The following is a 25,191-nucleotide window of genomic DNA, read 5'->3' as shown; positions in this document are numbered from 1 at the left end:
GGGAAGGTCAGTTCCACATCTGCGCGTACGTCAAGTTTTCTTGTCTACTCTATATGCAACCGCCAGGGCAACTATCGTAAACCCAATGGGTACCAATACGAGAAATCCGCTAAATGCCCCCACCGCTACAGTAAACAATCCGCAGATGGCTGCATTTCTCCTTTCCGCTGACCTTGGCAATATCGTCGGATTGTCATTTGCGTACAGCAGGAACCAAATCCAAATGCCCGCAATGCCCACCAAAAAACCAAGTGCAACTGATACGTATATTGCAACACGTGCATTCCCAGAGAATGCGTCAGCGTGGAAAAGCATGTTGTATAAAGGTGATACAGCTGCAAAGGCGAGCATCAACGCTATTGCAAACAACGTCTTGGTCTTACTCTTCATGATTCGCTCCCCATATGAATACTCTGGGGCTTCTCGCTATTCCCGCCGTTGCACGAGAAGCCCCAGATGGATACAAATCTATCCACTGTAACCGCACGCTACAAAGGGCTACTCTGGCGGGCAATTAGCCTTACACTGTTCTCTCGCCGCTTTTGCATTCGCTATGCATGCCGCGTAACTATTATTTGCATTTTCTAGGCAAGTATCTCGTGTGCTATTTGCGTTCTCTATGCAAGTATCCAACGTATTACGTGCATTTTCCACGCATGTTTGATAGTTATTGTTAACCCCCGCTATGCATGCAAAGAAGCCTGCGTGTGCAGCAGCCTCTGCAATAGCATAAGCCGCTAGGCAAGCCGGCGTTGCGGCACCCCAGGTTCCAGCCACGCAGGCGATAAAGGCCGCTGTTGCGACTGTCACCGCGGCTGCGTAAGCAATACCGCAATTTTGTGTATGTGCGTCTTGATTATTGTTGCAATTTTCTATTGCTGTGTCAAAGCTGTTTTGACAATTATTCGTGGCAGTCTGGTATGAATTATTGCAATTCTCACGGGCCGCATTGAGGGAATTGGTGCAGGCTTGTACAGCCTGGTTATAGGCGTCATCGCATGCTTGCAAGCAAGACGCCCTGTTGGCGTATGCCGACATTGGCTGGTATGCAATCATAGAGGCGACTGCTATCCAAGAGGATATATGGCTTAGTAAATTCCTGCGGCGATACATATAAATACCTTTATAGCTAGTAAGGGGTGCGAATTGCGCGAATCAAATACACTACGATTTAGCATTTCTTGCCTTAGTCAGCTTGCGGACTAGGAGCACAGCGCCCAATAAGAAAACCAACAAAGCATTGATGGTCAGAAACAAAGTTTTATAGGTCCAACCGCTAGCCGTATAAACACCTTCGGAATCAATCTTAACGTTCGAAGGCTTTTCGCTATCTACCAGTGCGCGGAAGTGCTCTTTTGTCATCTCTGGCGGCACAGGCGGGATTGCAAGCCCAGTATCTGGGTCATACTCTATCTCCGGCAGTTTTTGCATGCTTCTGCGGAGAGGGGCTTCTGCGATTGCGCCTCTTTGTCGGCGAGCGTCTTTCACGAACAGATTACCTACAATTTGCCCATACTCTAATACAGTAGCCGGAACCTCCGTCCGAAATCCTGACGGGAGTATAAACATGTCCCTAGGAAGCTGTTCATGCTGTATATCGATAACCCTAGTCGTCTGCAGCGTCCTTCCGTCTATGCCGTATGTTTCGATTGCGATTGGCAAGAACTTATTAGTATCAATTACAATACGGCTCCCTCCTGGTAAAGCCGCGGCAGCAGATCGCGGCAGCTGCTTTGCAAACTTCTTGATTGCGTCCACGTTGGCCGCCATGTCTATTTGGTAGCATTTCACTCCATCGAACACTATATCCGAAACATCTGCCTTGGTGCTGCTTAGAGCGCCCGCTCCCCCAGCCACCACTCCACCGATCTGTTCTCTAACACCAGAAATGCAATTACTAGTGTCGATAATTATTTTTTCCTCAACATGCACCTCATATCGCTTATCGCTATACGCGATGGTCAGCATACGCCGTGGCGTAGTTGTCTCGGTTCTTGTGGCTACCTCACCATCTTCCATCCGCTGTTGGGCGACGAACGTCTCCACGCCGGATGAAACATAGGTGTACTGGATAGGTGGAGCAGTAGCTTCCTCATACAATCTTATAACTTCAGCATCATCCAATTCGCCCGCATCAACCAGAGCACCATTCGCCAACGCTGCAACCATCGCGTACAAAAAAATGCACAGCGGCATTTTAGCAACCCCCATGCCTTCTGATGGGTTTGCGCCCCTTCCCTGCAAGGCCATATACATGGCGTTGATATCCCCGTGAAGCACGTCGCCTACTGAAAATCTAGTTGCGCACTTTGACCCTGACACCATACACCTTTGTTATTGCGTCGCTAAATCTAAACGTTACCATGTCGTAAGCATCACCCGAGGACCCTAAGTCAACGACGCTCACCTCGTAACCAACCGCAGACTCCGTTTTCATATTCTGACTTACACTCACGTGCCCCTTGCTGACCTCGGCCCGAGATAAAGAACTCAGCACACCCGGCACATCGGAACTCAACACAAGACTTAAGGGCTCATACCCTCCGTATTTATTCTTAATAAACTCAAGCTCTCTCGGGATGGAGAATATTCGACGCGGAAAATTAGCTCTTAGTGTAAGAGCTATTTCCCCTAACCTTGGGTGCTGCGAGTCTGTTTTAATCAGTAGTCTGCCAACCTGCTCCCCACCAGAGCCGATTGGAATCTTGTAGGCAACAGAGAGCGACTCACCGCTTTTCACATATCGACCGACTTCTACGCCAACATCTTGGCACCCACAAGACTTAACGACGTCGGTTATAGTAAACCCCTGATGTCCGGTGTTAAGTATTTCGAATATGTACTCGGCATAGGACGCATTACATACCGTTCCTGCGTGAACATCGCGGCTACGATTTCCCTTCGATGCAACCTGAGAATCTGTTCCTTCGTCGGTCGTCCGATACGATGCGATGACCGCCACGCATGAGACAATAAATATGCATCTAAATCCAATACCCGTGCTAAACATGCTATTCATTCATTTCCATGGTTCCATCCTGCATCGCACACCGTTTAGACCTCCAGCGAGCCCCCAGCTACCTTTCGTACACTCGATGCGTATACCCCAAGAATCGCACACGCCCACAACCTACAAGCGATGCTACATTCTCAAGCGCATCATTTATTGGTCGCGACTTGACACCAACCCAAGCAGGCATCGTGCTGCCCTTAATGAAGCTTGCCGCAATAACTAAAATATTAGGTACGCATTCGACCGATTCACAGGGCCTTACATTTCTCATCTTCACAACTGGGTAAACATAAGGCAAACAACGCACGGTCACAACTTTTCCCCGGTCCACCCTAGACAAAAAGTCCTCTAAGTACCTGTAATCTTGACCCCAGTCTAAATTGCTTCCAAGTAAGTAGTCGCTACCGTGACGAGGGCCACTTACTACCTCATTGAAATAACTTAAGCTGTGAGGATAAACCCACAAACTACTCACAGAAAACCAGAGAAGAAAGAATACAGGATACGCTACCAAGAGCCGCCTTGCTACGCCAGAAGTCACACCGCGTGGTATTAGACAAAATCTGCGGCTTAATGCAAGCTTTTTTTGAACCAATTCCGACCAAGCGTTGCCAGCTGTTCCTCCTAGCCAGATGAATAAGTGCGGAAAGATTGGCAGGACGTAGCGGAAGTGCTCGCTGAAGCCTGTCTTGGAACTCACCACGCACACCACCACCAACGCGGGGGTTAGCAGGATCAGCATATCGCGTGCCGAAGCCCTTCCAGCTCTCGATTTTGGGCTTATCCACCGTGATATTAGAGAGAAAACACCTAACCCCCAGAGCCCCAGTGGCACTTTGATGAGCCCTGCATAGAGGTAGTAGTACCACCACCCGTGATCTCTCCACTCGCCCCGCAAGTAGGAGGGGCGGCCATAGCTCTCAAAATCCTTCTGCTGGATGTCGATCCCAAGCAGGTAGTTTTTCGGGAAGGGCACCGGCAGGGGTGACAGCGCTGTGTCACTGAAGCGATTGGTTGCCTGAGAGTCAGCCGACTCGCCATCCTCCAGGTTGCCCGTGAAGAGTTGGCTGACGAAGTGGTAGTCCCCCAGTGGCTGGAAGCTGCCTTCAAAGCCGTAGCCTAGATTGACGACGTAGAGCCCGATCGCCATCCTCAGCATCAGCATTCCCGCTTCGCGTCCCCACATGCGGACGGTCATTGAGGCACGATCCTGCCAGCGATAGATCAGCCAAAGCAGTGGCCAGAGCGGATAAAACAGGAGGAGAGTCGTCTTAGCCAACTCGGCTAGGCCTAGCACAACGCCCGTTATCGCCGCCTGCGTCCAAGTCGGTTTCTTGAGCCAACGCCAGAACGTGTAGCAGGCACTGAGGCCCAGGGCTGTCGCATGAGCGTCGGCGGTGTAGAGCGAGGCATGGGCGAGGATGTTCGGCTCAAAACACCAAATGAAGCAGGCTGTTAGTCCGGCCAATCGACCGCACAAATCACGGCCCCACAGGTAGCAAACAATTGCCCCTAGCCAGCTGAACGGCATACACGCCCAACGGGCGATCATGGTGAGGTAGAAGGTTCGTTCGCCGTTGGCCGCTACGAAGTCTTCCCCCATGCCAAAAACTGGTCTGGCCCCAGGCCCTTCGTAGAAGCCTGACCAGTCTCCCTCATAGCCGGCCGCTATGACGGGCAGCGCGGCCACCATGCGCACCAGCGGTGGGTTCACCCGGTACAACTCAAACCGCCCAAATTTCCAGTGGCTGAGCCCAGCTACCAAGTGCGCGGGTTCGTTGAGCGTCGGGCTGTGCACGTACGCGCTGTACATCAGCAAGCCGCTGTGCACGACGAGCAAGGAGAAAATCGTTCTCCACGCGACACGTGAATTATCAAAGAACTGATACGCCTTTGCGAGGCTGATCAGCAAGCGAGTCGCGAGCACAGGGACTCCAGTACGAAGCCAAATTCTCGCCAATGAGAAGAACTAGACGCATGTTAAAGCTTTGCTACGGAAAGTCCAGAAAGTTCCTGCAAAATCCTGCCTCGCATTCTCGTTTTTCCTCGCGGCGGATTATTGTGCCACGTGTCATGGAGATAGAAAAGATTTGTCCGCCGTCAGAAAGGTGGAAAAGTGATTGCCTGATGCCAAAGCTTTCGGGTAAAATCAAATCATCGCGTTACGACGGTATAACCCACTTGGCGGAGATCAGAAGGTGGCGATTCCGCAACGCCCCGCCGATGGGCCCGAAGAACCGATCCCGTTTTGGCAGTTCGCCCCCGCGATCGAGTTCCTCTGCTGGGTCGTTGTCAGTCTGGCTCCGATACTCTACCTCGTTAACGGTCCGCCCGTTACTTCTGACCAAGCAGTCTTCCAGATTTCACTTGTCACCTTGGCGGTGGTGGGCGCCGTCGCGTTACGGGTCGTCAACCTCCGAAACTCCAAGCGTTGGGAAGAGTTGTTCGCTAAGCTGGCTGAGAAGGGAAAACCATGACTTCCGATAACCTGCAAGCTCCGAGGCGGGTTGTGGCAGGGAGCATCGTCCGCATCTTCCTTGGTGTTCTGCTGGTCGTCGCTGCTTTCGCCAAAGGGCTTTCTCCGGCGGGTTCTGCTGAGGCGATGTTCGACGGGTGGCCATTTGCAGCAAGACTGTTGGCCGTGCAAGCGGAGATGGCGTTCGGAGTCGTACTGCTTCTGGGCCTCTGGCGGTCGCACGTGCATAACGCCGCTATTGTGATCTTCACCGGGTTTGCCTTGATTGCTCTGCGGAGCGTTTTAGTCGGCGAACAGTCTTGTGGTTGCTTTGGGGCCATCGCCGTCGATCCACGCTTGACTCTGCTCATCGACTTTGCGGCAGTCGTTGCCTTGCTCTGGACGCGGGCAACAGGGTGCAAGGAACCCTTCTTCGTAGCAGGTAGGCGAGTTGTTGTCGGCGCCGTTGCATTGGTGGCAATCGGCGTCCCACTAGGAGTAGCGATGGCGTTTAGTTCACCAGTCCGGGATGTTGCGATAGCTTCTACAGTAAAATTCGTGCTTCTAGAGCCTGAAACCTGGGTCGGCAGGCGGTTGCCACTGCTTGGCGTCTTAGAAGGGGCATCGGGGTTGGCGTCCGGTGAATGGACGGTGCTCATGCACCATCACGGCTGTCCCGATTGCGAGCGAGTGCGGCCCGACTATGAAAATCGGATCGTCCAGGGTGAGCAAGTGCTGCTTGTCGAGACACCACCGTATTCTGAACCGGACGCGGAGTTAGACTCAGGCCACGCGCGGCTTCCTAGTGACCGCGAATGGTTCGTTCACACCCCGGTAGAGATCGTTGTTGCCGACGGGGTTGTCGTCTCGGTCAACCGGGAACTGCTTTCCGGCGAGGAGGCGAGGCTATGACCGCCGCAAACCATGCGTTCATTGAAAAGAACTCCCTTGTGGGGGAGAACGACGCTTCGCAAAGCCCTTCTTTTCCGTTGTCAGTGGTCGTGCCTGTTTACAACGAGCACCGGACCATCGCCCAGGTCGTCCTTAAACTCCTCGAACTTGAAATTGTTGCTGAAGTCGTCGTCATCGACGACGGCTCGGACGCAGCAACTCAGCAGGTTTTGGGGCAACTTTCAACGGAGCGGCGTGTCCATGTGCTTCGCCATCCTAGGAACCGCGGCAAAGGCGCCGCGCTGCGTTCAGGTTTCGCCGCGTGCACCGGGCAAGTGGTCGCTATTCAAGATGCCGACCTGGAGTATTTCCCCGAGGCTATCCCAGAAGTTGTTCAGCCGATCTTGGACAGCGAATCGGATGTCGTCTACGGTTCTCGTGAACTGGGAAGCCGTTATGAAGGCGCCCCCTGGATTCGTCGCATGGCGAACCGCTTGTTGACATGGCTATCCAACCGGCGGACAGGGCTGCAGCTAACCGACATGGAAACCGGGTGCAAGGCGTTCAGGAGGGAAGTCCTGGAAGGTCTGACGATCGAAGAGGATCGCTTTGGCGTAGAGCCCGAGTTGACCGCCAAGGTAGCTGCGGCCGGATGGCGCGTCACAGAGAGGCCAATCCGCTACTCACCTCGTAGCTATCAAGATGGCAAGAAGATCGGCTTTCGCGACGGCTTGTGGGCACTCTGGTGCATCGCGCGCTATTCGCGACGACGAGCAAAGGTAGATCGAGATTCTAGTGGCGACAAGAAACGGGGGCTGGCGGGCAAAGATCTGGATGCTGTGTCGGTTTCTATCGCCTCTCCTCTTGGCTTCACGCTGATTGAGGTCTTGGTGGTGATCGCTATTATTGGTGTGCTGGTAGCGATCTCGCTACCAGCGGTTGAGATGGCGCGCGAGGCGGCGCGCCGGAGTTCCTGCGGTAATAATCTCAAGCAGTTGGCGCTTGCCGCCAAGCTTCACACCGACTCGCACCAGCATTTTCCTACCGGCGGGTGGGGCGAGGAATGGGTGGGCGACCCCGACTTAGGATTCGGGGTGAGACAGCCGGGAGGATGGGTCTACAACGTCCTGCCCTTTGTCGAAGCAGGCACTCTGCGTGACCTCGGGAGTGGCCAACCGGCCGAGGAAAAAAATCATTCCCTAACGCAACTGATGCAGTCGCCCCTAGAGGTTTTCAATTGCTCTTCGCGTAGGGCTTGTTCGATTTATCCCTATAGTGGACCACAACCCCTGAGGAACGCTAATCCACCAGAAAAAGTCGCCAAAAGCGATTACGCGATCAACTTGGTCGTTTCGTCGAATAAGTCCGAGGTCATCCTCTCGGAAGTCCAGCTTGACAAAGGAATGAGCAAGACACTGCTAGTTGCTGAGAAGGGACTTGCGCGAAGTGACTACTCGACAGGCCGAGGGGCTGGCGACCGACTTAGCATGTATGCAGGCGATAGCGAGGACATCCGCCGTTCTGTTTCACCGGTACCGACAAGCGATCGCGAGGGAGGGGGAGGATTCGGCGGTCCTCACCCAGGGGGCTGCAACGTGGCCTACTGCGATGGCTCCGTACGATTCGTAATGGTGGAGGGACCGCTTGAACCGTGAGGAAGAAGTGAAACCGACGCCAGAGTCGGTGGGTTTCGGACGACTTGAGCTACTCCTCATGCTCAGCATGCTGGCGTTGGCCGCGCAACTGGCGACGCCTTCGTTAACGGCATGGCGTAACCGACCTCAACCCGGACAACAGGTCGCTACCGCCCTGGGTGCATATTCATGCTTACTGTACTTGCCGAAACAAATCCGATCTTCGGAGAGTTCTTGGCCATTACTATTGTATCTTCACGGCGCCGGCCAAAGGGGTAGTGACGTGGACTCTTTGAGGCTGATGGAACTGCCTGCACGCATCGATCAGGGATACGACTTGCCTGCGATTGTGGTCTCCCCGCAATGTCCGCTCGGTGAATCTTGGCGTCCGGACAAATTGTTGTCGCTCATCAAGGCTGCCGAGCAACGGTTCCGTGTTGCGAGCGTGGCGGTGACCGGTTACAGCATGGGTGGGTTCGGCGCGTGGAAACTTGCGCAAACTGCCCCAAGTAAGATTACGGCGATAGCCCCGGTTTGCGGTGGAGGAGACGAAACAAAAGCGGGTTGCTTAAAAGACGTATCTGTTTGGGCTTTTCATGGCGCGAAGGACAAGCTCGTTCCCCCAAGTTCGAGCCGACGGATGGTGGATGCGGTCCGGCAGGCGGGCGGTGAAGCAAAGCTGACTATCTTTCCGGAAGCCGGTCATAATGTCACTTCACTAGTCTACAACGACAATGAGATTTTCGACTGGCTACTCACGAAGCGTAAAAGAAACTTGACTTATCGCGTACCGTCGATTGAGAGTTTACATGAACGCTAACCCTTCAAGCGACCGACTGTCTTTACCCTGGATTGAGATCGCCCTTGGCGTAGCGCTGGTTGCGCTCGGGTTCCAGTTGTTCCCGGCGGCGTGGTGGACCATGCTCCGGGCGTTTGACCTCCGCAACTGGACGTGGGGAGCACGGTTTCTAGGGACGGTGATCGTATTGTTTGTCCTCGTCAGTATAAAATGGAGCCCAGGCCTTTGGGACGACTACCAAGAGCGGAAGAAACAACGATCCGAAGTTCGCCAGAAAGCGGAGCAGCTTAAGTCGGCGCGAGAGCGTAAGCAGAGGATCGAAGGGATTAAAGAGGGTAGGTGGCGACGGCTGTCTTGACGAATGACAAAGTGTTTGTCACTTCCTTTTCCTCCTTGACCATGACCATATTGCTGTTCGCGAAACGACCAAGTTCTGTAGGCATCATTTAGCAGGATCAGCCTTGCCACGACGGCGTCTCCAGGAGAAATCATTGTCATGAGAAACTCAGCATCTACGCGCGTAGGCATGACCGTGGTCGAGATTCTTATCGTTATCACAATCATTGCTCTGCTTCTCCAGTTGGCCCTCCCGGCGGTAGAAATGTCGAGGGAGGCGGCGAGGCAGACGCAGTGCCTGAATAACTTGCGACAAATAGGCCTCGCCGCGCAGTTGCACGTCACCACCCATGGACACTTTCCCACCGGGGGTTGGTCGAGTGTTTGGAGTGGCGATCCTAAACGCGGCTACGGGCCAGACCAGCCCGGTGGGTGGTGCTACAACGTTCTCCCTTACCTTGAAGAGGTATCGTTGCATGACATGGGGCTCGAGTTAGCGCCGATCGACCAGCGCGCGGAAGGAGCGAAAATGTTCGAGACGCCAGTTCCCGTCTTCGTCTGTCCCTCGCGGCGACTCGTCCGCGCTTGGCCTTTCGCCCGCACTCTCTATAACATCGCGGACACCGACAAGGCTGGTCGGAGCGATTACGCCGCCAACATTGGCAGCCTGGAACCGCGCGATCAGAGGAGTCCCGGTCCGGTGTCGTATGCCGACGCTAAAGACTGGGTTAAAGGAAACGACATCTTCAAGAACTGGGCGGCGATGGGGCATAACGGCGTGGTCTACCAGCGGAGCAAAGTGTCGCCCGCCAAGGTGACCGATGGCCTCAGCAAGACTTTCTTCGGCGGAGAGAAGTTCTTGTCCCCAGCCCACTACAAGGACGGAAACTCTCACGGCGACGACCAGAGTTTGTATATTGGATTCGACCGGGACACGGCCCGTTCAACTAACACTCTCCACCCCCCCCTCCGAGACGCTAAACGAGAGAGCGCGTGGATGCGCTACGGCGATTCCGCAGATGTGATCGACTGGAATTTTGGCAGTCCCCATCTCTCATCGTGCAACTTCGTCCATTGTGACGGCTCTGTCAACAAGGTGGCGTACGACGTTGACATGGAACTGTTCTCGGCGATGGGAAGCAGAGGCGCCGAGCCGTCCGACGTGAGTCTTCCGTGATCGTTATCCTTTTGGCATCGAGCGACACGTAGCGAGATTTAAGGAGCCAGACTTGGGAAGAATCGAAATCGCTCTATTGGCCGCACTACTGCTGCTGCTTTGGCAAGTAGGCGTTCTTCAGGGGGCTGATTCAGTCTTGGTAGACGGCTTCGGCAATCTGACGCGGTCACAATGGATCGCGATCAACGCGATAGCTCTCTTGGTGTGCGTTATCATACGGCTCCGGCTATTGCTCTGGAAGGAGAGCCCTCGCACTGACGAGATAACAGAGCCTCTTGAAGTCGGGCATGAATAGCTTTCGTCAGCCACAGGAGAATCACTTGAATAGCCACTATGGGCCTGAGTGTCGACAAGGACAACGCTCCAAGGGAACACAACACCCTCGTTTCGGCGTCACCTTTCTGGAAATCTTGATCGCCCTCTTGGCGATCTCTCTCTTAGCTCAGCTCGCTGTCGTAGCCCTTCAGTCGTCTCGTGAGCGAACGCGACTTCTCTCCTGCCACGACCAGTTGCGACACATCGGGCGAGCGATCCAACTCCATGATGACTCACTGCAACACTTTCCTCACGGTGGGTGGGGGTTCTTGTGGCTCGGCGATCCTGACCGTGGCAAGGGTCGCGAGCAGCCAGGAGGTTGGACGTACAACCTCCTTCCTTATGCTGGATACGAGAAGATCCATGACATCGGATCAGGCCTCAACGGAGAAGAAAAGATAAAGGTGGGAGGGGAGATGACTGCCCACGGCGTCCCACTTTTTGAATGCCCCGGGAGACGAAACGCAGCCGAACCGATCGCTTACAACCATCGCACGCAGCGTTATCGCAACTACTACCCAAGCGACTTCGTTGGGAAAGGGGACTACGCAGGGTGCGCCGGCGACCACTACCCCGAGGACGCGGAGGCGAACTGGGGGCCCCGTACCTACGAGATCGCCGACGCCGAGGAGAACTGGGAGACTGCTCCCTTCTGGATCATCCGCGCGACGCAAACCGGCGTCTTCTACCAAGCAAGCCTCACCCGTAGCAAAGACGTCGTAGACGGGCTCGGCAAGACCTTCTTCGTCGGTGAAAAGTACCTTGACCCGCTGCGTTACCGGGCGATGGTAACGACCTTCGGTGATAACCAGCACCTTTACATCGGCGCCGACAGCGACACGGTGCGTTGGACCGGCCACTTCCGCGGCCATCCGCTGCTTCCTATAGCTGATCGGGAAGGGTTCCAGCACGACGAGTCGTTCGGATCAAACCACCCTGCAGGCTGCAATTTCTTGTTAGGAGACGGTTCGGTGGAGACGGTCGCCTATGATGTCGATCCGGTTGTTTTCATGATGCGTTCCAACCGGAAGGACTCGTCGGCGGCTGCCGAAGAGCCAGGGTATGTTGATTAACTCGTACCGCTAGCGTTTTGGGAAAGTCAGCCATCTGGCTTCAATAATCTCATTGATTTTTTCGTTGAATTGACTTGCATGGCTTGCCTGTGGATGGTGATGGCAATTGCCTCGCTTCCGATCGACGAGGTTCCGTCCGGCGAGGTGCTCCGCCTGTTCGACCGGCATTACTACGATGTCCAGTACGAACACGACCGCACCAAGAGCTACATCTACCATCTCTTCAAACCACCGAAACTGACGGCGGGTCGCAAGTACCCTCTGATTGTTTGGCTGCATGGTTATGGGGATGTTGAGTTCGAGGAGATTGGCTCGGGCCACCTAAAGCATACTGGCGCCGTATTTAGTTCAGTGGAAGATGCTGACGAGTTCAATTTCTACTTCTTGGTCGTGCAGTGCCCTTCCGACCAGCGAGGCTTCTTTCTAGAGGAGCAACCTGATGGTGTCCCCCAGCCTGGTGATGTTACCGCTCAGCTAATCGAGAAGCTGATCAACGAGAAGCCGATCAATGCGGAACAGGTGACCTTGATTGGCATCTCCGGAGCCGGTGCCGACTGTCTGGAGATGGGCATGCGTTATCCGGGGAGGTTCGCCGGTATGGCGCTCCTAGGTTCGCCTGAAGGAAAGTTATCCCGACTAGAAAGCCTCCTCGAGACACCAATCTGGGCTTTCCATGCGTCGGAAGACCCAAAGATTTCGAGCGATGGCATCCTTCGGAGTTTGACAGCCATTCAGGAAGCCGGCGGCGATACTCATCTGACAATCATCGAGGCCAACTACCACAATTGCTGGGCTGTTGCTTTCCGAGACTACAACGTGCTCGAATGGTTGCTCTCACAGAAGCGAGGAGATTTTTTCGCGCCGTCGCCGGGTAAACCGCCAGCTTCCTTTTTGCGCCGTGTACTCATCTGGTCAGCTGGACTCTTGTTGTTAGCGGTACTACTCCGCAAAGGACGGCGACTTAAGAGAAACCCGACGATCTAGGGCGGTTTGTTCTTTCGCGTAACGCGGTAGCCGGAGTTGATGAAGTAGTTGCGGCAGTGTTCGGGGGTGACGCGACGCAGGGCGTCGCCGATTGAATCGACCAATCGGTCGAAGGTCGGCGGTGACTTCTTCCGCAGCCAGCTCTTGGCCTGTGACCAAGCCTGCTCGATCGGGTTGAAGTCGGGCGAGTACGGCGGCAGGAACCACGCCCGGGCTCCGACTCGGTGGAGGGCTTCTTCGACGCCCTTCACCCGGTGGACCGCCAGGTTGTCCATCACGACCACGTCGCCCGGCGTGAGCTTCGGGGCGAGGAACTCCTCGACGAAGCCGAGGAACGTGATCGAGTTGATCGCCCGCTTGGTCACCATCGCCGTGACGACGCCGCCCAGCCCGATCGCGGCGGTCATGGTGTGCGTCTGCCAGTGTCCGCCCGAGGTGCGATCGACCACCCGCCAGCCCTTGGCCGATCGCCCGTAGAGCCGCTTCATGCCGACCCGGACCCCGCTCTCATCGAGGAAGATCAGCCGGCGGGCGTCGGCCCGTTTCACGCGGCGGTGGTCTTCCCCCGATCTATGTGCCATTCGCTATGAGAGAATCGGGATGATTAGATGGTAGTTCGTTGGGCAGCTGGAGCGGAGGGGCCTGCGAAGCCGTAGGCTGAGCAGGGCCCGGAGCGGAAGCGGCCCAACGGGCGGCGAACTCGGCCGGAGGGATGTGACCCAGCGAGCTGTGCGGCCGGTGGTGGTTGTAGTCCAGCCGCCACCGATCAACGCACCACCGGGCATCCTCCAGCCCCAAGAACAGCTCACGGTCCAGCAGCTCTTGGCGGAAGCGGCTGTTGAAGCTCTCGACGTATCCGTTTTCCCAAGGGCTCGCCTTGGCGACGAACAGCGTCTTCACGCACGCCCGGTCGAGCCATCGACGGAGGCTCTTGGCCACGAACTCCGGGCCGTTGTCACTCCGGATGTGCTCTGGGGCACCACGCACCGCGAAGAGGTAGCCCAGCACATCCTGGACCTGCCGGGCCGTGAACGACCGCTGCACCTCGATCGCCAGGCTCTCCCGCGTGAACTCGTCCAGCACGCACAGCATCCGCAGCTGACGCCCACGCTCGGTGAAGTCGGTGACGAAGTCGTAGCTCCAGATGTGGTTGGGATACTCGGGCCGCTTCCGCACGCAGCTGTTATCGCTCCCGCCTAGCGATAAACGCAGCCGTTTGTGGCGTTTCTTGGGCACCTGCATCCCGTGCTCTCGCCACAGGCGTTCGACCCGCTTGTGGTTCACCTCGCGTCCCTGCCGACGCAGCGCCTCGTAAACCTGAGGGCTGCCCCAGCAAGGACGTTTCTCCGCGATGCTCCGCATCTCCGTGAGCAACTCCGCGTCGAGCGTCTGACGCTTCGACTGGTAACGCTGCGTCGCACGCTTACACTCGGGGCTCACCAGTTTCCCTTGGCGGCTTCCTTCAAGATCTCCATGTCGAGCGCCTGATTGGCCACCAGCCGCTTCAGCCTCGCGTTCTCCTTCTCCAGCGAACGCAGCTGCTTCGCCAGGTCGGGGGCCATGCCCCCGTACTTCTGACGCCAGCGGTAGTAGGTCTGCTCGGTGATCCCGAGCGTCTTGCAGACCTCGGGGACCTTCGCCCCTTTACCAAGAACCACGTCCGCCTGACGCAGCTTCTCGATGATCTGCTCCGTCGTGTGCCTTGTCCGCTTCATCGAAAGAATCCTCCAAAAACCGGGGACCGCCCGGCACGAGATTCTCTCAATCAGAGTGGCTCTGTTTCAGGGGGGAAGACCAGCTCACCCCGAAACGCTCGGCCACCTGCGGGCTGCTCAGCCCCGATTGATACGCCTCGAACACCCGCTCACGCAGGTCCGATGAGTACGCCGCCATGCCCGACCTCCTGTCCGTGGAAGCCCCAGTCTTAACTCAACAGCCTCGTTACCTCAAAGAGCAATCCGCTCTAGCGGCGAGGCGGTCTTCGCCCCCTTCACGCCCCCAACGCTTCCCGCTGCTGCTATCGACACCGAAACGTTCGGCCGCCGTGCGAACGGACTCCCCGGCTTAGAAGCACGCCGAAGTGCGACCGTGCCAAGCTTCCAGCTCCGCCACACAGCCTGTGGGTCTCATGGACCCATTGCAACGCTACCGATGGGAACGGCTCATTCGCGATGCAACAGTCAATAACATCACTCCATCTGCTTTCGACTAAAATCGCTCAGAGCAACCGACAGGCCCTCACTTGTGAGTTCCCGTTCAGCAGCGACTGCACGTTTAGATTTCCCCCCATCTACTGCCTCTTGCAGGTCTTTCAGGAATCGCTTCAGCGGACCCTCAACACTCGTCCTAAACGAGCTTTCTGCGATCCCACAGTCGCCTGCAATGGTCCTTATAGATGCTGGCTTTACGCCTTTGGCAATCTTGTATCGCCGTTCCACCACGAGCCTAAAGCGTCTTTCAACTTCAGGATCGCGTCCTGGGACGGCACTCTGAAGTACTCTTTCCGGGAGGTGCCTCTCTTCTAGAAACTTAGAGTTCCCACTGTTGTCGTAGGTATCCAGAACCACACGTACTAGTGTACCGCGTCGCTATTCCGTGATCTTATCGAGGTTAGCCTTTGCCCGGGCGACTTTTTCGAGGATGGCGTCGGCGTCGTGGTGTTTATTGCGCTACTAAGCATCGCGGGGTTGGGCGGGCACGGGGAGCCGCACGGAGACATCAAGGACAAGGCCGAGGTAAGTGGCGTCGTTGAACCGATCCAAAGAGATTCCGGCGTTCGGTCCAGCGCGGATGCCGGTCCCTCCGCCGTCCCGCTTGTCCAGCCAACCGAAGCGGTACGACTCGAAGGCGAACACCCCCACGAAGTCCAAGAAGGCATGGTAGGGAACCAGACGGGAGCGTTCGACGTCGCCAAGCTCTTCGCCCTGGAAGCCGGCGGGGGGATTGCGTTGGGATTCGTATTGGGGCTGCTCGCCTTTTCCTTGTTGCGATCGATCGATCACTACGCGACGGAGATCCTGCTCTCGCTGGCGGTAGTGACCGGCGGGTACGCCTTAGCGACGAAGCTGCACCTGTCCGGGCCGTTGGCGATGGTGGTCGCCGGGCTGATCCTGGGTAACCATGGCCGAACGCTGGCGATGTCCGACAAAACGCGCGAGCACCTCGACACGTTCTGGGAGTTGGTGGACGAGCTGCTGAACGCGGTGTTGTTCGTGCTGATCGGGCTAGAAGTCTTGGTGCTGTCGTTCGAGGAGCACTATCTGCTGGCCGGGGCTCTGGCGATCCCCGCGGTGCTGCTGGCGCGATTTCTGTCCGTCGGCGCGGTGGTGATCGCCTTGAGGAAGGCGACCGTCCGAGAATTCACCCCGCATACCATCAAGGTCATGACCTGGGGCGGCTTGCGCGGCGGGATCAGTGTGGCACTCGCGTTATCGCTCAAAGAAGAGATCCACGCCCAACAATCGCAGTACGACAATGTCGGCGAACTCGTCCTAACTATGACCTATGTCGTTGTGGCCTTCTCGATCCTCGTCGGCGGGCTAACCATGGGGCCGATGCTGAGCCAGCTGGGTCTCGCGGGGCGGGGCAAAGCAGACGTCGTTTAGGTTCGGGTAGCGGACCGGTAGCAATTTTCTAGCGAGTACGGAGTCGCGTGCTCGTAAACGCCCCTAGCAGACCGATCGCATGTCAACTCAAGTCCGCCGTAGGTCTTTTTGAGCGGACCAACCCCAGTCGATTGGCCGTCCGCTATAGCGACGGAGGTCGTCGCCGGGCCGGGGCACCTCAGCGAGTTGGCCGGAGGTACAAGTCCGCGAAGTCGATGCAACCGCCCGCTGCAACTAAATCGCGAAAGAAGCGTCGGTCTTGATACCTCGTCGCCTGGCCTATTCTTCACCTCGACGACAATTGTTTGATTTCGCCACACCCCTCGGCTCTAATATTTGGTGCTATGTGGAGTTCTGAGGGAACTTGGTCGTGCCCAACTCGTCGCAGCAACGCCGCTCACCGCTTGGTTTGTTCACCGACAAGCCGACGCCCCGGCTCCATGACCACATGGTCGAAGTGCTTCGCGTTCGGCACTACAGCCGGCGAACGAAGGAAGCGTACGTCCACTGGGTCCGCAGATACATCGACTTTCACGATAGGCTCCATCCCCGCGAACTAGCCGAAGACGAGGTCAACCGTTTCCTGACTCACCTGGCTGTCAAAGAGCATGTTGCTGCGTCTACGCAGAATCAGGCGCTCTCGGCGATTCTCTTTCTCTACGAGCATGTCCTGCAGCAGCCGCTCGACCGCATCGAGGGCGTTGTGCGTGCCCGGCGGCCCAAGCGATTGCCCGTTGTTTTGACGGTCGACGAAGTCTCGCGAGTGATGCCACATTTGGCTGGCGACAGGTGGCTGGTCGCCATGCTGCTCTATGGGGGCGGGCTGCGTCTGCTCGAAGCACTCCGTCTGCGGGTCAAGGATTTGTGCTTCGAGCGTGGTGAGGTGACTGTTCGTGAGGGGAAAGGGGACAAGGACCGCATCACCACGATGCCGCGAGCAATCGTGCCCCCCCTGACGGAACACCTGCAGCGAGTCAGAGCGATCCACCAGCAAGACGTAGCCGATGGTTACGGCAGCGTGGACCTGCCCCACGCGCTAGCCCGCAAGTACCCCACCGCCAACCGCGAGTGGTGCTGGCAGTTCGTGTTCCCACAGGAACGCCGTTGGCGAAACGCCAAGACCGGTGAGCAGGGCCGGCATCACATCGACGAATCGTTGTTTTCGCGGTCGCTGAAGACCGCGGTGAGGCAGGCAGGTCTCACGAAGCGAGTCACGAGCCACACGTTCCGCCATTCGTTTGCCACCCACCTGCTTGCCGACGGCTACGACATCCGGACGGTGCAAGAACTGCTGGGCCACAAGGACGTTCGCACGACCATGATCTATACGCATGTCCTCAATCGAGGCGGCCGCGGTGTCCGCAGCCCGGCAGACGGCCTGGCTCACGGGCCAGTGGAGCGATAGACGGAAACATCCTATCACGCCGTGACAATCGCGATTTAGACGCAACCAAAGAACAGGCAACCACTTACAAGGATCGGCGTACGGCGCGTTAGGTTGACAACCTTGCTGCCTACAGGTGATACACTGATCAACCTATAACTAAGTTAGCCACCTATACATTCACGGGGTACCTCGATAATGGACGAAACCATTCGCATACTTCGTTGCCACATCGCCGGACGCTGGTCAGCAGATGAGATGGCGCGCTCTTTTGCTCATATGCGTGACCTCTACAACCTTCGCCTTTTACTCGAAATCAGCGCCGAAGATGAACGTGACCTCGAAGATTTTTATTTTCACTATCGCGATATGGTTCCGTGGCGACGTCGGAAATCAAAACGTTACCCACCCTTACCTCTTCTTTTTCCGTTTGCGTACTCACCATTTCAAAGCCTCCCCCTCGATCCTGCTGAACTAAACCGTTTAACCGGGTTCGTACTTCCTGGCGAAGTATTGGAGGTACGCCGTGTATCGTACGCCTCTCCTGGCCTGAAAGACTTTGCCGGATTCGGCGAAATCATCGGCCACGTCAAGGATTTCCTAATCTATCTATTGGAGTTTCGAGAGCGCCGCCGCCAACTCAACTCGGAAAACGAAGAACGTGAGCTGCGGAACGATGCATTGAGAATCGACAATGCGCGGCGATTCGTACGATTGCGGAATGAATCAGTGCGTGCTGATGCCGAAGAGCGACGACTTATTCAATGGGTTGACGAGCGTCAACAGACATTTATTGACCTTGTTGACCAGCAGAAAGTAAGTGGCGTCGAGGTTGTAGATGAAGAGCCAAAAAATGATAGAGAAGGTGGCTAACCACCGGCTGCAGTTGACCGGCTGCGCCCGCGTTATGATGTTGTTGTCGGTTTGGAACCTGCTCTCCGCGGGCGGCCGGCAACTGAGCCTTTTACGTTATGCGCAGCGGTCTCTCTTTGATGAGGATACCTCGGGCAGTCCGGGCAACTCCTTTCGCGCCGAGGCTGGACCACCGAATGGCACTTAGTTCTTGCTAACCCCTTTGAGGATATCGAGTTTGGTTTCTGCTCGAGATTTCATGAGCAGATCGTAGGGCGCCTTTCGCTTTTTCTTCCGTCGGGGCTCGAAGCGATCGGGTCGGTCGGCGACCCGGTGGGTGGCGATGGCGTCGATCAGCTCTTGGTAGAAGTGACTGCGGCGAGAACGGTTGCGTGGCCCGATCTGCGCGATCAACGGCTGGAAGGCTTCGAGCGTTTGTATCGCTCCCTTGAAGCTGAGGGTCCGAGGCAGCACGCCGTGCTTCGCGGCGGCCTGCGCCATGACGGTGCGGATCAGGTTGTAGGCCAACAGATGGGTCCAAGCTTCCTTACGGACCAGCTCGGGCGTCTTGCATCGCAAGACATCCATCTGCATCGTCGTCTTGATCGACCGCAGGTCGAGCTCTTGGTTCCAACGCGCCCGGTACAACTCGGCCAAGTCTTCCTTCGGGTACTGTTTCGGGTCGAGCAGCGTCGTGACGACGATGATCTCCTTCGTCCGGAAGCCGGGCGTTGTGATGCGAACCCGCGCCTCGCGGACCGTCAGCCAGTCGGGCAGTGCGTGATAAGTCGGCCAGTCGATGGTTCGGATCGAGCTGGGCTTCGACCATTGGACGATGTGATCTTCCTTCCCGAGCCGCTGCCCAAGTCGGAAGTCCGCGCTGCGGTGGGCTCGGTTCATGCGGCTCACGAAGTCAATCCCCCGCCGCTTCAGCGTGAGGATCTCCTTCCAAGTCCCCAGCTTGCAGTCGGTCAATAAGACATCGCCCTCGGCGAGCACGCCCCACAGACGCTGAAGCAGCGTGACCTCCCCGGTCCCTTTGCCGGCGTACGGGCAGAAGCCCAGGTTCAGCACGGCGCCCGTGCACAGCGACGAGATCACGCCCAGCCGAGCGATCGGGAAGCCGGCGCCCGGCTTCGACTGGATCGTCTGCGGGTACTCGGCTTGGTTGGCCGCCGTGTCGGGCATGGTGACGGTCGATCCATCGAACATCCGGACCCGGCGTCCCTTCCAGAGCCACTCTTTCTTGGCCTGGGCGTCGAGCGATCGCCCTGTCTCGCGGACCGCTTCGGCGAAGAACGCCTCCGGCAATCGCTTGCGAGCTTGGCAGTACGCGCCGGTCTCAGCGGAGCAACGGCTCTCGCCACCGGCAACCCGGTGAGCGATCAACCTCGCTACAGCCGCTCGGCACGAGTGATCGGCGCTGAGCACCTGGCCGAGGAAGACCCACAGCGTCGTCAGCGGTGTGTAGATCCGATCGACCCAACCGCCCTCGATCGTGGCGAGTGCGGTTGATAACGTCTTCGCGCTCAGCACGTCGCCAAACGGTAAGCCCTCGTCCTGCAAGAACTGCCGGCGCAGAAAGCTGATCTGGCTACGACAGCGTCCGTCGGTAACACTTCGCATCGCGGGGCCTCCTTGCCTTGGATGGGTTGTCTGACAACTCCCATCTAGGCGAGCGAGGCCCTTCTTCGTAGGTCAATTCATAACAACGACTTGCGGCCAACTACGTGCCATTCGTTGGACCAGCCTCAGCAACTTCACAACCAGAGCGTTCGCGAAGGTCTTGCCCGAGCCGATACACCGCTGCGAGTTGGCCGCGGCCCACACGATTGCGACTAGGTACCGACATCTCTGCCTTCGCAACTCCACCGGTATTGGCGGGTGGAAGTCAGTCGCCCGGCTCTGAGTCTTCGAGCTGGCGATTTGCGAACTTCTGATTCTGCCGAACGGTTCTTGGCCGCAGTTGGTCCCGTCGCTCTTTTCGCTTTCAAGTCAGATTGACTAGCGCTATCCTGCCCCCCGCAGCGGTCGAGTCAAACGCCAAAAACAATCTCTACAGCCGCTGCGCTAGAGATTCTTTGGTGGTCCCTCCGGGCAGACGTTGGACACGCCCGCTTTGCGGTGGACAAATCGGCTGCGTAGGTCAACTAGCATGAAAGGAGAAAGACCATGACGAACCAAACTACAACTACCAACGAACCTGTCGCCCGCCTCAAGGACGGCCTCTTGCAGATCGCCATCTGGAAGAACGAGAGCGAGAACGGCCGCGGCTTCTACTCGACCTCGCCGGTCCAGCGAAGCTACAAGGACGACGCCGGGAACTACCACGAGACCACCTCTCTGAGTGGGACCCAGCTGATCCAAGCGGCACGGCTCTACGGCCTGGCCTACGACAAGGTCCGCGAGCTCGAAGAAGCCGACTACCTGGCGAGCAAACCCTAGCCCCGCCTACTCCTCAAGAGCCGCCTGGCAACGGGCGGCTCTTTTCTTCTGTTCCTACAAACCGCTCCGCTGCAACGAGATTCCTGACCGGTCTACTGGAGAGTTCGCGAACGCTACTACGTATCGCCGATTCTTCGTTCGAGTTCTTGTTTGCACGCTTCAGTGAGCGTCGGCCAAGCCCTTAGAAGTGTGCCGATGCGTGCCAATTCCTGCTTATCGGCGACCTGCGAGTGCAGCCATAGTGCAGCCGCGCACAACGGGCATCGCTCTAAGTCGTTGTCGCTCAAGCCACTTGCGTCGAGAGAAACCGGGGTTCGATTCCCGCCGCCTCCACTTTTCGTTTGCCCTAAACTGTTTACCTGTAACAATTTAGCGATTCGAAGGACGCGGGTTGCAACCCGCGTCCTTCGATGTTTTTCGGCAATAATCGCTGCCGAACAACGTGTTGGGGAGCAATCAAAAGTTGAAGGCTGTCCGAAATGCAGCCCTATTGCAGCCACTTCGCCGGCCTTGAGTCTCTTCGCTCGTCGCCGCAGCGCCTGTGGCAATTAACTCCCTGCCCCAGCCTCTAAGCAGGCTTTCTTCCGGCAGTTCAGCTCAGAAAGGTCGATCACGGCACGGGATCGTTCCTAACCAGCACGTGCGTCTGATCGACCGCGCCCGACTCCCCAGGAACTGAGGTCGGTGCGGACGACCTCGGCAGGTTCGGCCTTACCATTCGGCGCCGCGGATGAGGCACCCTCAGCGACTTAGCCAGGGGCGAAAGTCCGCGAAGTCGATGCACCCGCCGAGGATTGCCGCTAGCAGGACGAGAAGGGCTCCGGCGGTTGAGGGCTCCGGGACCAACACGATTACCGACGCGGACGATCTGCCGTAGTTCTCTCGCCACGTTCGGTATTGGGCCAACGCGATGACACCGCCATCGGCGTCATTAGGCAGCGCGCCCGCCGGAGCGCCCACGTGGTCACGCCAGGCGGTGTAGTCCGCAGCATCGACGTGCCCGTCGGCGTTGTAGTCGCCGGCCAGATCGACGAGCCTAACCGTCGCCGAGGCGTTCTGCTGAAGTCGAAACGCCAGATCGACCCCGCCGGGGAGGCTGCCGACCCCGCCCAGGTATCCGCTGCCGGTTACACGTTCTCCGGTAATCGACTCAAAGAGAACCGCAGCGGCAAGATAAGACCCGAGCGAGTTTTGGTGGGAACCATCGGTGTCGTGCAGGGCTGAAGCCAGGTCCAAGTAGCCGTAGGCGTCGTACCATCGGCGCCAGGCGTCGCCGACCGGGGCGATTTTCGTGATGTCGGAGAGGTCTCCGGCTGGACTGCTTGACCGGATGTGCTCGTAGCCGAGATTCGTAAACAACTGCATCTCAACCGGATTGTCGTTGAACCACGTCGCCAAGTCGTCGTCGGTAGCGGGCTCGAGACTCGGGTGTCGGGCCCAGGTGCTGAACAACACGACTTCGGCTTGTGGCTGGTGGACCCGGATGTAGTCCTCGATCAAGACCGGGCCGCCTTCTTCGAGTCCCGTCAATTGGGCGCCGCCGAACTTGATCGCGCGGCCCGGCCGATCGCTTCGCTCTTGCAGAACGATCACGTCGTAGAACCCGGCGTTGGCCACCAGCAGCGCGACCGTAGCCCCGTCGGGTTCGGCGTGGCTCCGCAGCGTGGCGCCGCCTTCGGAGCGGTTGATGACCGCGCCGTTGACCGTCGGCGACGCGTCGAAGAACCCCTGCAGGTCCGCGTAGGTGGCGGGTGCGGAGGAGTTTCCCTGCGTGAAGCTGTTGCCGACCATCAACACGCGAAGCGTGTCGCCGGACGCGAGCGCGCCAGTGGCCGCGTGTGCGATGACCCCACTAAGGACCAACCATCGAAGGCTCGCAAGCATGTGAGACGCAACCTCAGCGCCGCGGGCGTCGGCAACCGCCGACCGCGCCGAGCACCCCGATAGTGATTACGGCCGCGGTCGGTTCGGGAACCGCGGACCCGGTCGAGCTGATAACCCCGGTGGTCTCGACGCTGGCGTTCGAGATGACGTACTGCCAAGGCTCGTCGGGGGTTGGGGAGCGGTTGAGATCGGCGTTGATGAAGAATCCCAGCCGGTCCCACTCGGTCACCGCGGCTACCCGTGCGGCGGCCGCCAAAGGGTCACCATCGGTGAACGAATCGTTCTCCTTAATGGTCGCGGTGTGCGTGATCGTTGGGTTCACGCCATCTACGATCTGGTCGAGGTTTGTCCAGGTCATCTCCAGGTCGTAGCCGTCGGCTACGCCGTCATTGATGCGTGTCAGCGTCAGGGTGACCCGGTGAGTGTCGGTCGTGTCGTTGAACGCCACGATGTCTTCGGTGTCGCGCTGACCGAAGTTGTTAACCCACGTGGTGTAGTCAGAGCCGTCGACGGTCCCCGGCGACGGGTCGTTGGGGAGCGTCTCGCTCGAGGGGTTGTTGTCGCGCCATACTGTGTAGTCGGCGGCGTCGACGGTTTGGTCATCGTTGTAGTCGCCATCGAAGGGACCGAGGCCCAGGTTGAACGGATCGTTCTGCGACTGGGCGATCCGGGCCTGGTCGGTGGCGAAGTCGGGGATATTTCCCGAGTTGTTCGTGCCGGTGAATGCGAAGTCCATGTCTCCGGCGGGGACACCGCTGTCGGTGCTGGTCGGATTGACCTCGGGGTCGGCGAAGAACTCGTAGTAGGTCGTGCCGGCTAGATTTCCGATATCGAAATTGGCGCCGAGGGTCACTCCACGCCCGCCATTACCGGACATGCTCACGAAGCCGAACCGCCAGTCCTGCGATTCGTTCGACGGCCGCTCCGTACCCATCCACAGGATGTCGTAGCTCATCGTCAGCGTGCTCCCGACAGCGCTGAGGTCAACTGTCGAGAAATCGTTGAACACCTTAGCACGGGTCCGCGTGTCAGGATTGGTCGTGCCCGGCTGGTTGCCGGTCGTCCCCTCGCCAAGGAACGAATAACCGTCTGCGCTGTTGCCACTCAGCTGCGCTGTGTTCTCACCGCCGGGACCCGCGCCTTCGTTGAGCATCCAAGCCGAGCCCAGCGGCGTCTCGACGCCATGGGACGGCGCGGCCAGCACAAGCAGCAGTGTGGGAGCCAACCATACGAGCTTCGGATAGGTCATCGGTGGTGTTGTGTCGGAAGGTGTGGGGTCACAATGTGCGAGCTCGTTAAGCCGGTCAAATGCCGGACGGCAGCACTTCTTCGCCGTTGAACGTGCAAGCCGCGACGTAGGAGTCTGGATCGACGTCGTCACTCTGGAAGCGAACACTAGAGTCCATCCACAAGGTGTTCACGCCGCCGGGGTGGCGGCTCCTCGCGGTGTGCTTGAACCATCCGAAGGTGCCGTCCGAGTCAGCGCAGGGAGCGTCCGGCTGGTTGTCGCAGAAACGCGTGACGTCTTGCTCATTGGTGTTCGGCGTGTGCGTGTGAAGGTAGAGGACGCCGGCGCCCCAGTGCAGCACGCCGCGGGTGTCGTTCCCCGGCGCCTTGACGATTTCGGCGACGCCGATCGTCTTGCTGAGTCCGTCGATGATTTGGCCGACCTTGAGCTGCCGGTTCACCATGAACGGGCCGAAGCCCCGCAGCGCTGAGCGACGTTCCGCTTTGAACGTCGGGTTGTAAAGCAAGAGGCCCTCCGGGTCGGGAGTCACCAAGCCGTTCTGTTGCCAAAACACGTCGCGGGCCCATATTCCGCTACTAGGGCCGGAGTATCCCGCGTTGCCGGCGTAGTTCCCGCGGGCCCCGTACCGGTCCGCGTCGCTCGGAGGGCGGACCAGCTGGATGCTTGAGCTGTCAAGGTCCGAGGGACATTCGAAGACCTCGAAGTACTGGTCCTTGAGATTGACCTCGGTCTGCTCGTAGTAGGCCACAGTGAAGTCGATCTGGCCGTGCAGGTTCGCCTCTTCCAGGTAAGGAAGCGAATGGGTGACCCAACTTGATAGCGACTTCAGCTCGCCGCCATCGCGGGTCCGCAGGTCACCCGGCGGGAAGACCCCGTTCGCCGACTCGTAGTTCATTAGTGCGACCCCGATCTGCCGCATCTGGTTGGTGCAAGAAGTCCGCCGCGCCGACTCCCGCGCGGCCTGCACAGCGGGCAGCAGCAGTGCGACCAAGATCCCGATGATCGCGATCACGACCAGCAACTCGACGAGCGTGAACGCGGCTCGAGATCGGTTGACGACAGCCATCGGGTTGCTCTCCTTGCCAGGATGAAAAG

Annotated in this window: 21 protein-coding genes and 1 pseudogene; 11 read left to right on the top strand and 11 right to left on the bottom strand. The window is 57.8% G+C overall.

Going from position 1 to position 25,191, the window contains the following annotated elements; translation table 11 throughout:
• Positions 1 to 30 precede the first annotated feature (30 nt).
• From Pla111_RS15040 to Pla111_RS15025, 4 genes are all read right to left on the bottom strand, one after another.
• A complete protein-coding gene (locus tag Pla111_RS15040; protein ID WP_146575273.1) occupies positions 31 to 390 on the bottom strand; it encodes a hypothetical protein in 360 nt (119 codons plus the stop codon).
• Between the two features lie 774 nt (positions 391 to 1,164).
• Positions 1,165 to 2,256 carry a hypothetical protein gene (locus Pla111_RS15035; protein WP_146575272.1) on the bottom strand — a complete coding sequence of 364 codons (1,092 nt, stop codon included), beginning with the start codon at positions 2,254 to 2,256 and terminating at the stop codon, positions 1,165 to 1,167.
• Between the two features lie 40 nt (positions 2,257 to 2,296).
• Positions 2,297 to 3,010, bottom strand: coding sequence for a DUF1573 domain-containing protein (locus Pla111_RS17705; RefSeq protein WP_391581029.1), 714 nt, complete (start codon positions 3,008 to 3,010; stop codon positions 2,297 to 2,299).
• Between the two features lie 67 nt (positions 3,011 to 3,077).
• On the bottom strand, positions 3,078 to 4,940 hold the full coding sequence (locus tag Pla111_RS15025) for an ArnT family glycosyltransferase (protein ID WP_146575270.1): 1,863 nt from the start codon (positions 4,938 to 4,940) through the stop codon (positions 3,078 to 3,080).
• Between the two features lie 271 nt (positions 4,941 to 5,211).
• On the opposite strand from Pla111_RS15025, the gene Pla111_RS15020 reads away from it, so the two are divergent.
• From Pla111_RS15020 to Pla111_RS14990, 7 genes are all read left to right on the top strand, one after another.
• Complete coding sequence (locus Pla111_RS15020; RefSeq protein WP_146575269.1) at positions 5,212 to 5,490, top strand: hypothetical protein; 279 nt, start codon at positions 5,212 to 5,214, stop codon at positions 5,488 to 5,490.
• The gene (locus Pla111_RS15015; protein WP_146575268.1) at positions 5,487 to 6,380 is read left to right on the top strand and encodes a MauE/DoxX family redox-associated membrane protein; all 894 of its coding nucleotides are present in this window, start codon (positions 5,487 to 5,489) and stop codon (positions 6,378 to 6,380) included. The genes Pla111_RS15020 and Pla111_RS15015 overlap by 4 nt, the downstream gene beginning before the upstream one ends.
• The gene (locus Pla111_RS15010; RefSeq protein ID WP_146575267.1) at positions 6,377 to 8,014 is read left to right on the top strand and encodes a glycosyltransferase; all 1,638 of its coding nucleotides are present in this window, start codon (positions 6,377 to 6,379) and stop codon (positions 8,012 to 8,014) included. The genes Pla111_RS15015 and Pla111_RS15010 overlap by 4 nt, the downstream gene beginning before the upstream one ends.
• Positions 8,015 to 8,294: 280 nt before the next feature.
• Positions 8,295 to 8,813, top strand: a complete 519-nt coding sequence (locus Pla111_RS17325; RefSeq protein ID WP_197525068.1) for a carboxylesterase family protein — start codon at positions 8,295 to 8,297, stop codon at positions 8,811 to 8,813.
• Between the two features lie 475 nt (positions 8,814 to 9,288).
• The gene (locus tag Pla111_RS15000) at positions 9,289 to 10,305 is read left to right on the top strand and encodes a DUF1559 family PulG-like putative transporter (protein ID WP_146575265.1); all 1,017 of its coding nucleotides are present in this window, start codon (positions 9,289 to 9,291) and stop codon (positions 10,303 to 10,305) included.
• A 509-nt stretch (positions 10,306 to 10,814) separates the two neighbouring features.
• Positions 10,815 to 11,693 carry a DUF1559 family PulG-like putative transporter gene (locus tag Pla111_RS14995; RefSeq protein WP_231931093.1) on the top strand — a complete coding sequence of 293 codons (879 nt, stop codon included), beginning with the start codon at positions 10,815 to 10,817 and terminating at the stop codon, positions 11,691 to 11,693.
• 78 nt (positions 11,694 to 11,771) lie between these two features.
• The gene (locus Pla111_RS14990) at positions 11,772 to 12,677 is read left to right on the top strand and encodes a carboxylesterase family protein (protein WP_146575263.1); all 906 of its coding nucleotides are present in this window, start codon (positions 11,772 to 11,774) and stop codon (positions 12,675 to 12,677) included.
• On the opposite strand, the gene Pla111_RS14985 is transcribed toward Pla111_RS14990, so the two are convergent.
• From Pla111_RS14985 to Pla111_RS17590, 3 genes and pseudogenes are all read right to left on the bottom strand, one after another.
• Positions 12,674 to 13,258, bottom strand: coding sequence for an IS630 family transposase (locus tag Pla111_RS14985; RefSeq protein ID WP_146575262.1), 585 nt, complete (start codon positions 13,256 to 13,258; stop codon positions 12,674 to 12,676). The two genes, Pla111_RS14990 and Pla111_RS14985, sit on opposite strands and share 4 nt — an antisense overlap.
• Positions 13,259 to 13,379: 121 nt before the next feature.
• Positions 13,380 to 14,392 (bottom strand): annotated as a pseudogene (locus tag Pla111_RS14980) (IS3 family transposase); the annotation flags it as partial.
• Between the two features lie 46 nt (positions 14,393 to 14,438).
• On the bottom strand, positions 14,439 to 14,570 hold the full coding sequence (locus tag Pla111_RS17590; protein ID WP_261342125.1) for a hypothetical protein: 132 nt from the start codon (positions 14,568 to 14,570) through the stop codon (positions 14,439 to 14,441).
• 761 nt (positions 14,571 to 15,331) lie between these two features.
• Between Pla111_RS17590 and Pla111_RS14975 the strand changes: the two genes are divergently transcribed.
• From Pla111_RS14975 to Pla111_RS14965, 3 genes are all read left to right on the top strand, one after another.
• On the top strand, positions 15,332 to 16,282 hold the full coding sequence (locus tag Pla111_RS14975) for a cation:proton antiporter (protein ID WP_231931079.1): 951 nt from the start codon (positions 15,332 to 15,334) through the stop codon (positions 16,280 to 16,282).
• A 370-nt stretch (positions 16,283 to 16,652) separates the two neighbouring features.
• Positions 16,653 to 17,687 (top strand): integron integrase, encoded by a 1,035-nt coding sequence (locus Pla111_RS14970; protein WP_449240194.1) that lies wholly within the window; start codon positions 16,653 to 16,655, stop codon positions 17,685 to 17,687.
• Positions 17,688 to 17,864: 177 nt separating this feature from the next.
• On the top strand, positions 17,865 to 18,539 hold the full coding sequence (locus tag Pla111_RS14965; protein WP_146575261.1) for a hypothetical protein: 675 nt from the start codon (positions 17,865 to 17,867) through the stop codon (positions 18,537 to 18,539).
• A 183-nt stretch (positions 18,540 to 18,722) separates the two neighbouring features.
• On the opposite strand, the gene Pla111_RS14960 is transcribed toward Pla111_RS14965, so the two are convergent.
• Positions 18,723 to 20,144 (bottom strand): IS4 family transposase, encoded by a 1,422-nt coding sequence (locus Pla111_RS14960; RefSeq protein ID WP_146575260.1) that lies wholly within the window; start codon positions 20,142 to 20,144, stop codon positions 18,723 to 18,725.
• A gap of 546 nt (positions 20,145 to 20,690) precedes the next feature.
• On the opposite strand from Pla111_RS14960, the gene Pla111_RS14955 reads away from it, so the two are divergent.
• Positions 20,691 to 20,963 carry a hypothetical protein gene (locus Pla111_RS14955; RefSeq protein WP_146575259.1) on the top strand — a complete coding sequence of 91 codons (273 nt, stop codon included), beginning with the start codon at positions 20,691 to 20,693 and terminating at the stop codon, positions 20,961 to 20,963.
• A 741-nt stretch (positions 20,964 to 21,704) separates the two neighbouring features.
• Here Pla111_RS14955 and Pla111_RS14950 read toward each other — a convergent pair.
• The 3 genes from Pla111_RS14950 to Pla111_RS14940 are packed head-to-tail and all read right to left on the bottom strand — an operon-like array spanning position 21,705 to position 25,162.
• Positions 21,705 to 22,847, bottom strand: a complete 1,143-nt coding sequence (locus Pla111_RS14950; protein ID WP_146575258.1) for a hypothetical protein — start codon at positions 22,845 to 22,847, stop codon at positions 21,705 to 21,707.
• 13 nt (positions 22,848 to 22,860) lie between these two features.
• A complete protein-coding gene (locus Pla111_RS14945; protein WP_146575257.1) occupies positions 22,861 to 24,096 on the bottom strand; it encodes a hypothetical protein in 1,236 nt (411 codons plus the stop codon).
• Positions 24,097 to 24,151: 55 nt separating this feature from the next.
• Positions 24,152 to 25,162: a DUF1559 domain-containing protein gene (locus Pla111_RS14940; protein ID WP_146575348.1), complete on the bottom strand. Its 1,011-nt coding sequence runs from the start codon at positions 25,160 to 25,162 to the stop codon at positions 24,152 to 24,154.
• Positions 25,163 to 25,191 lie beyond the last annotated feature (29 nt).

This window comes from Botrimarina hoheduenensis (assembly GCF_007859815.1).
GTDB classification, from domain to species: domain Bacteria; phylum Planctomycetota; class Planctomycetia; order Pirellulales; family Lacipirellulaceae; genus Botrimarina; species Botrimarina hoheduenensis.
The sequence above is the reverse complement of the archived record's forward strand: the minus strand, read 5'-3'. Positions and strand labels throughout refer to the sequence as shown.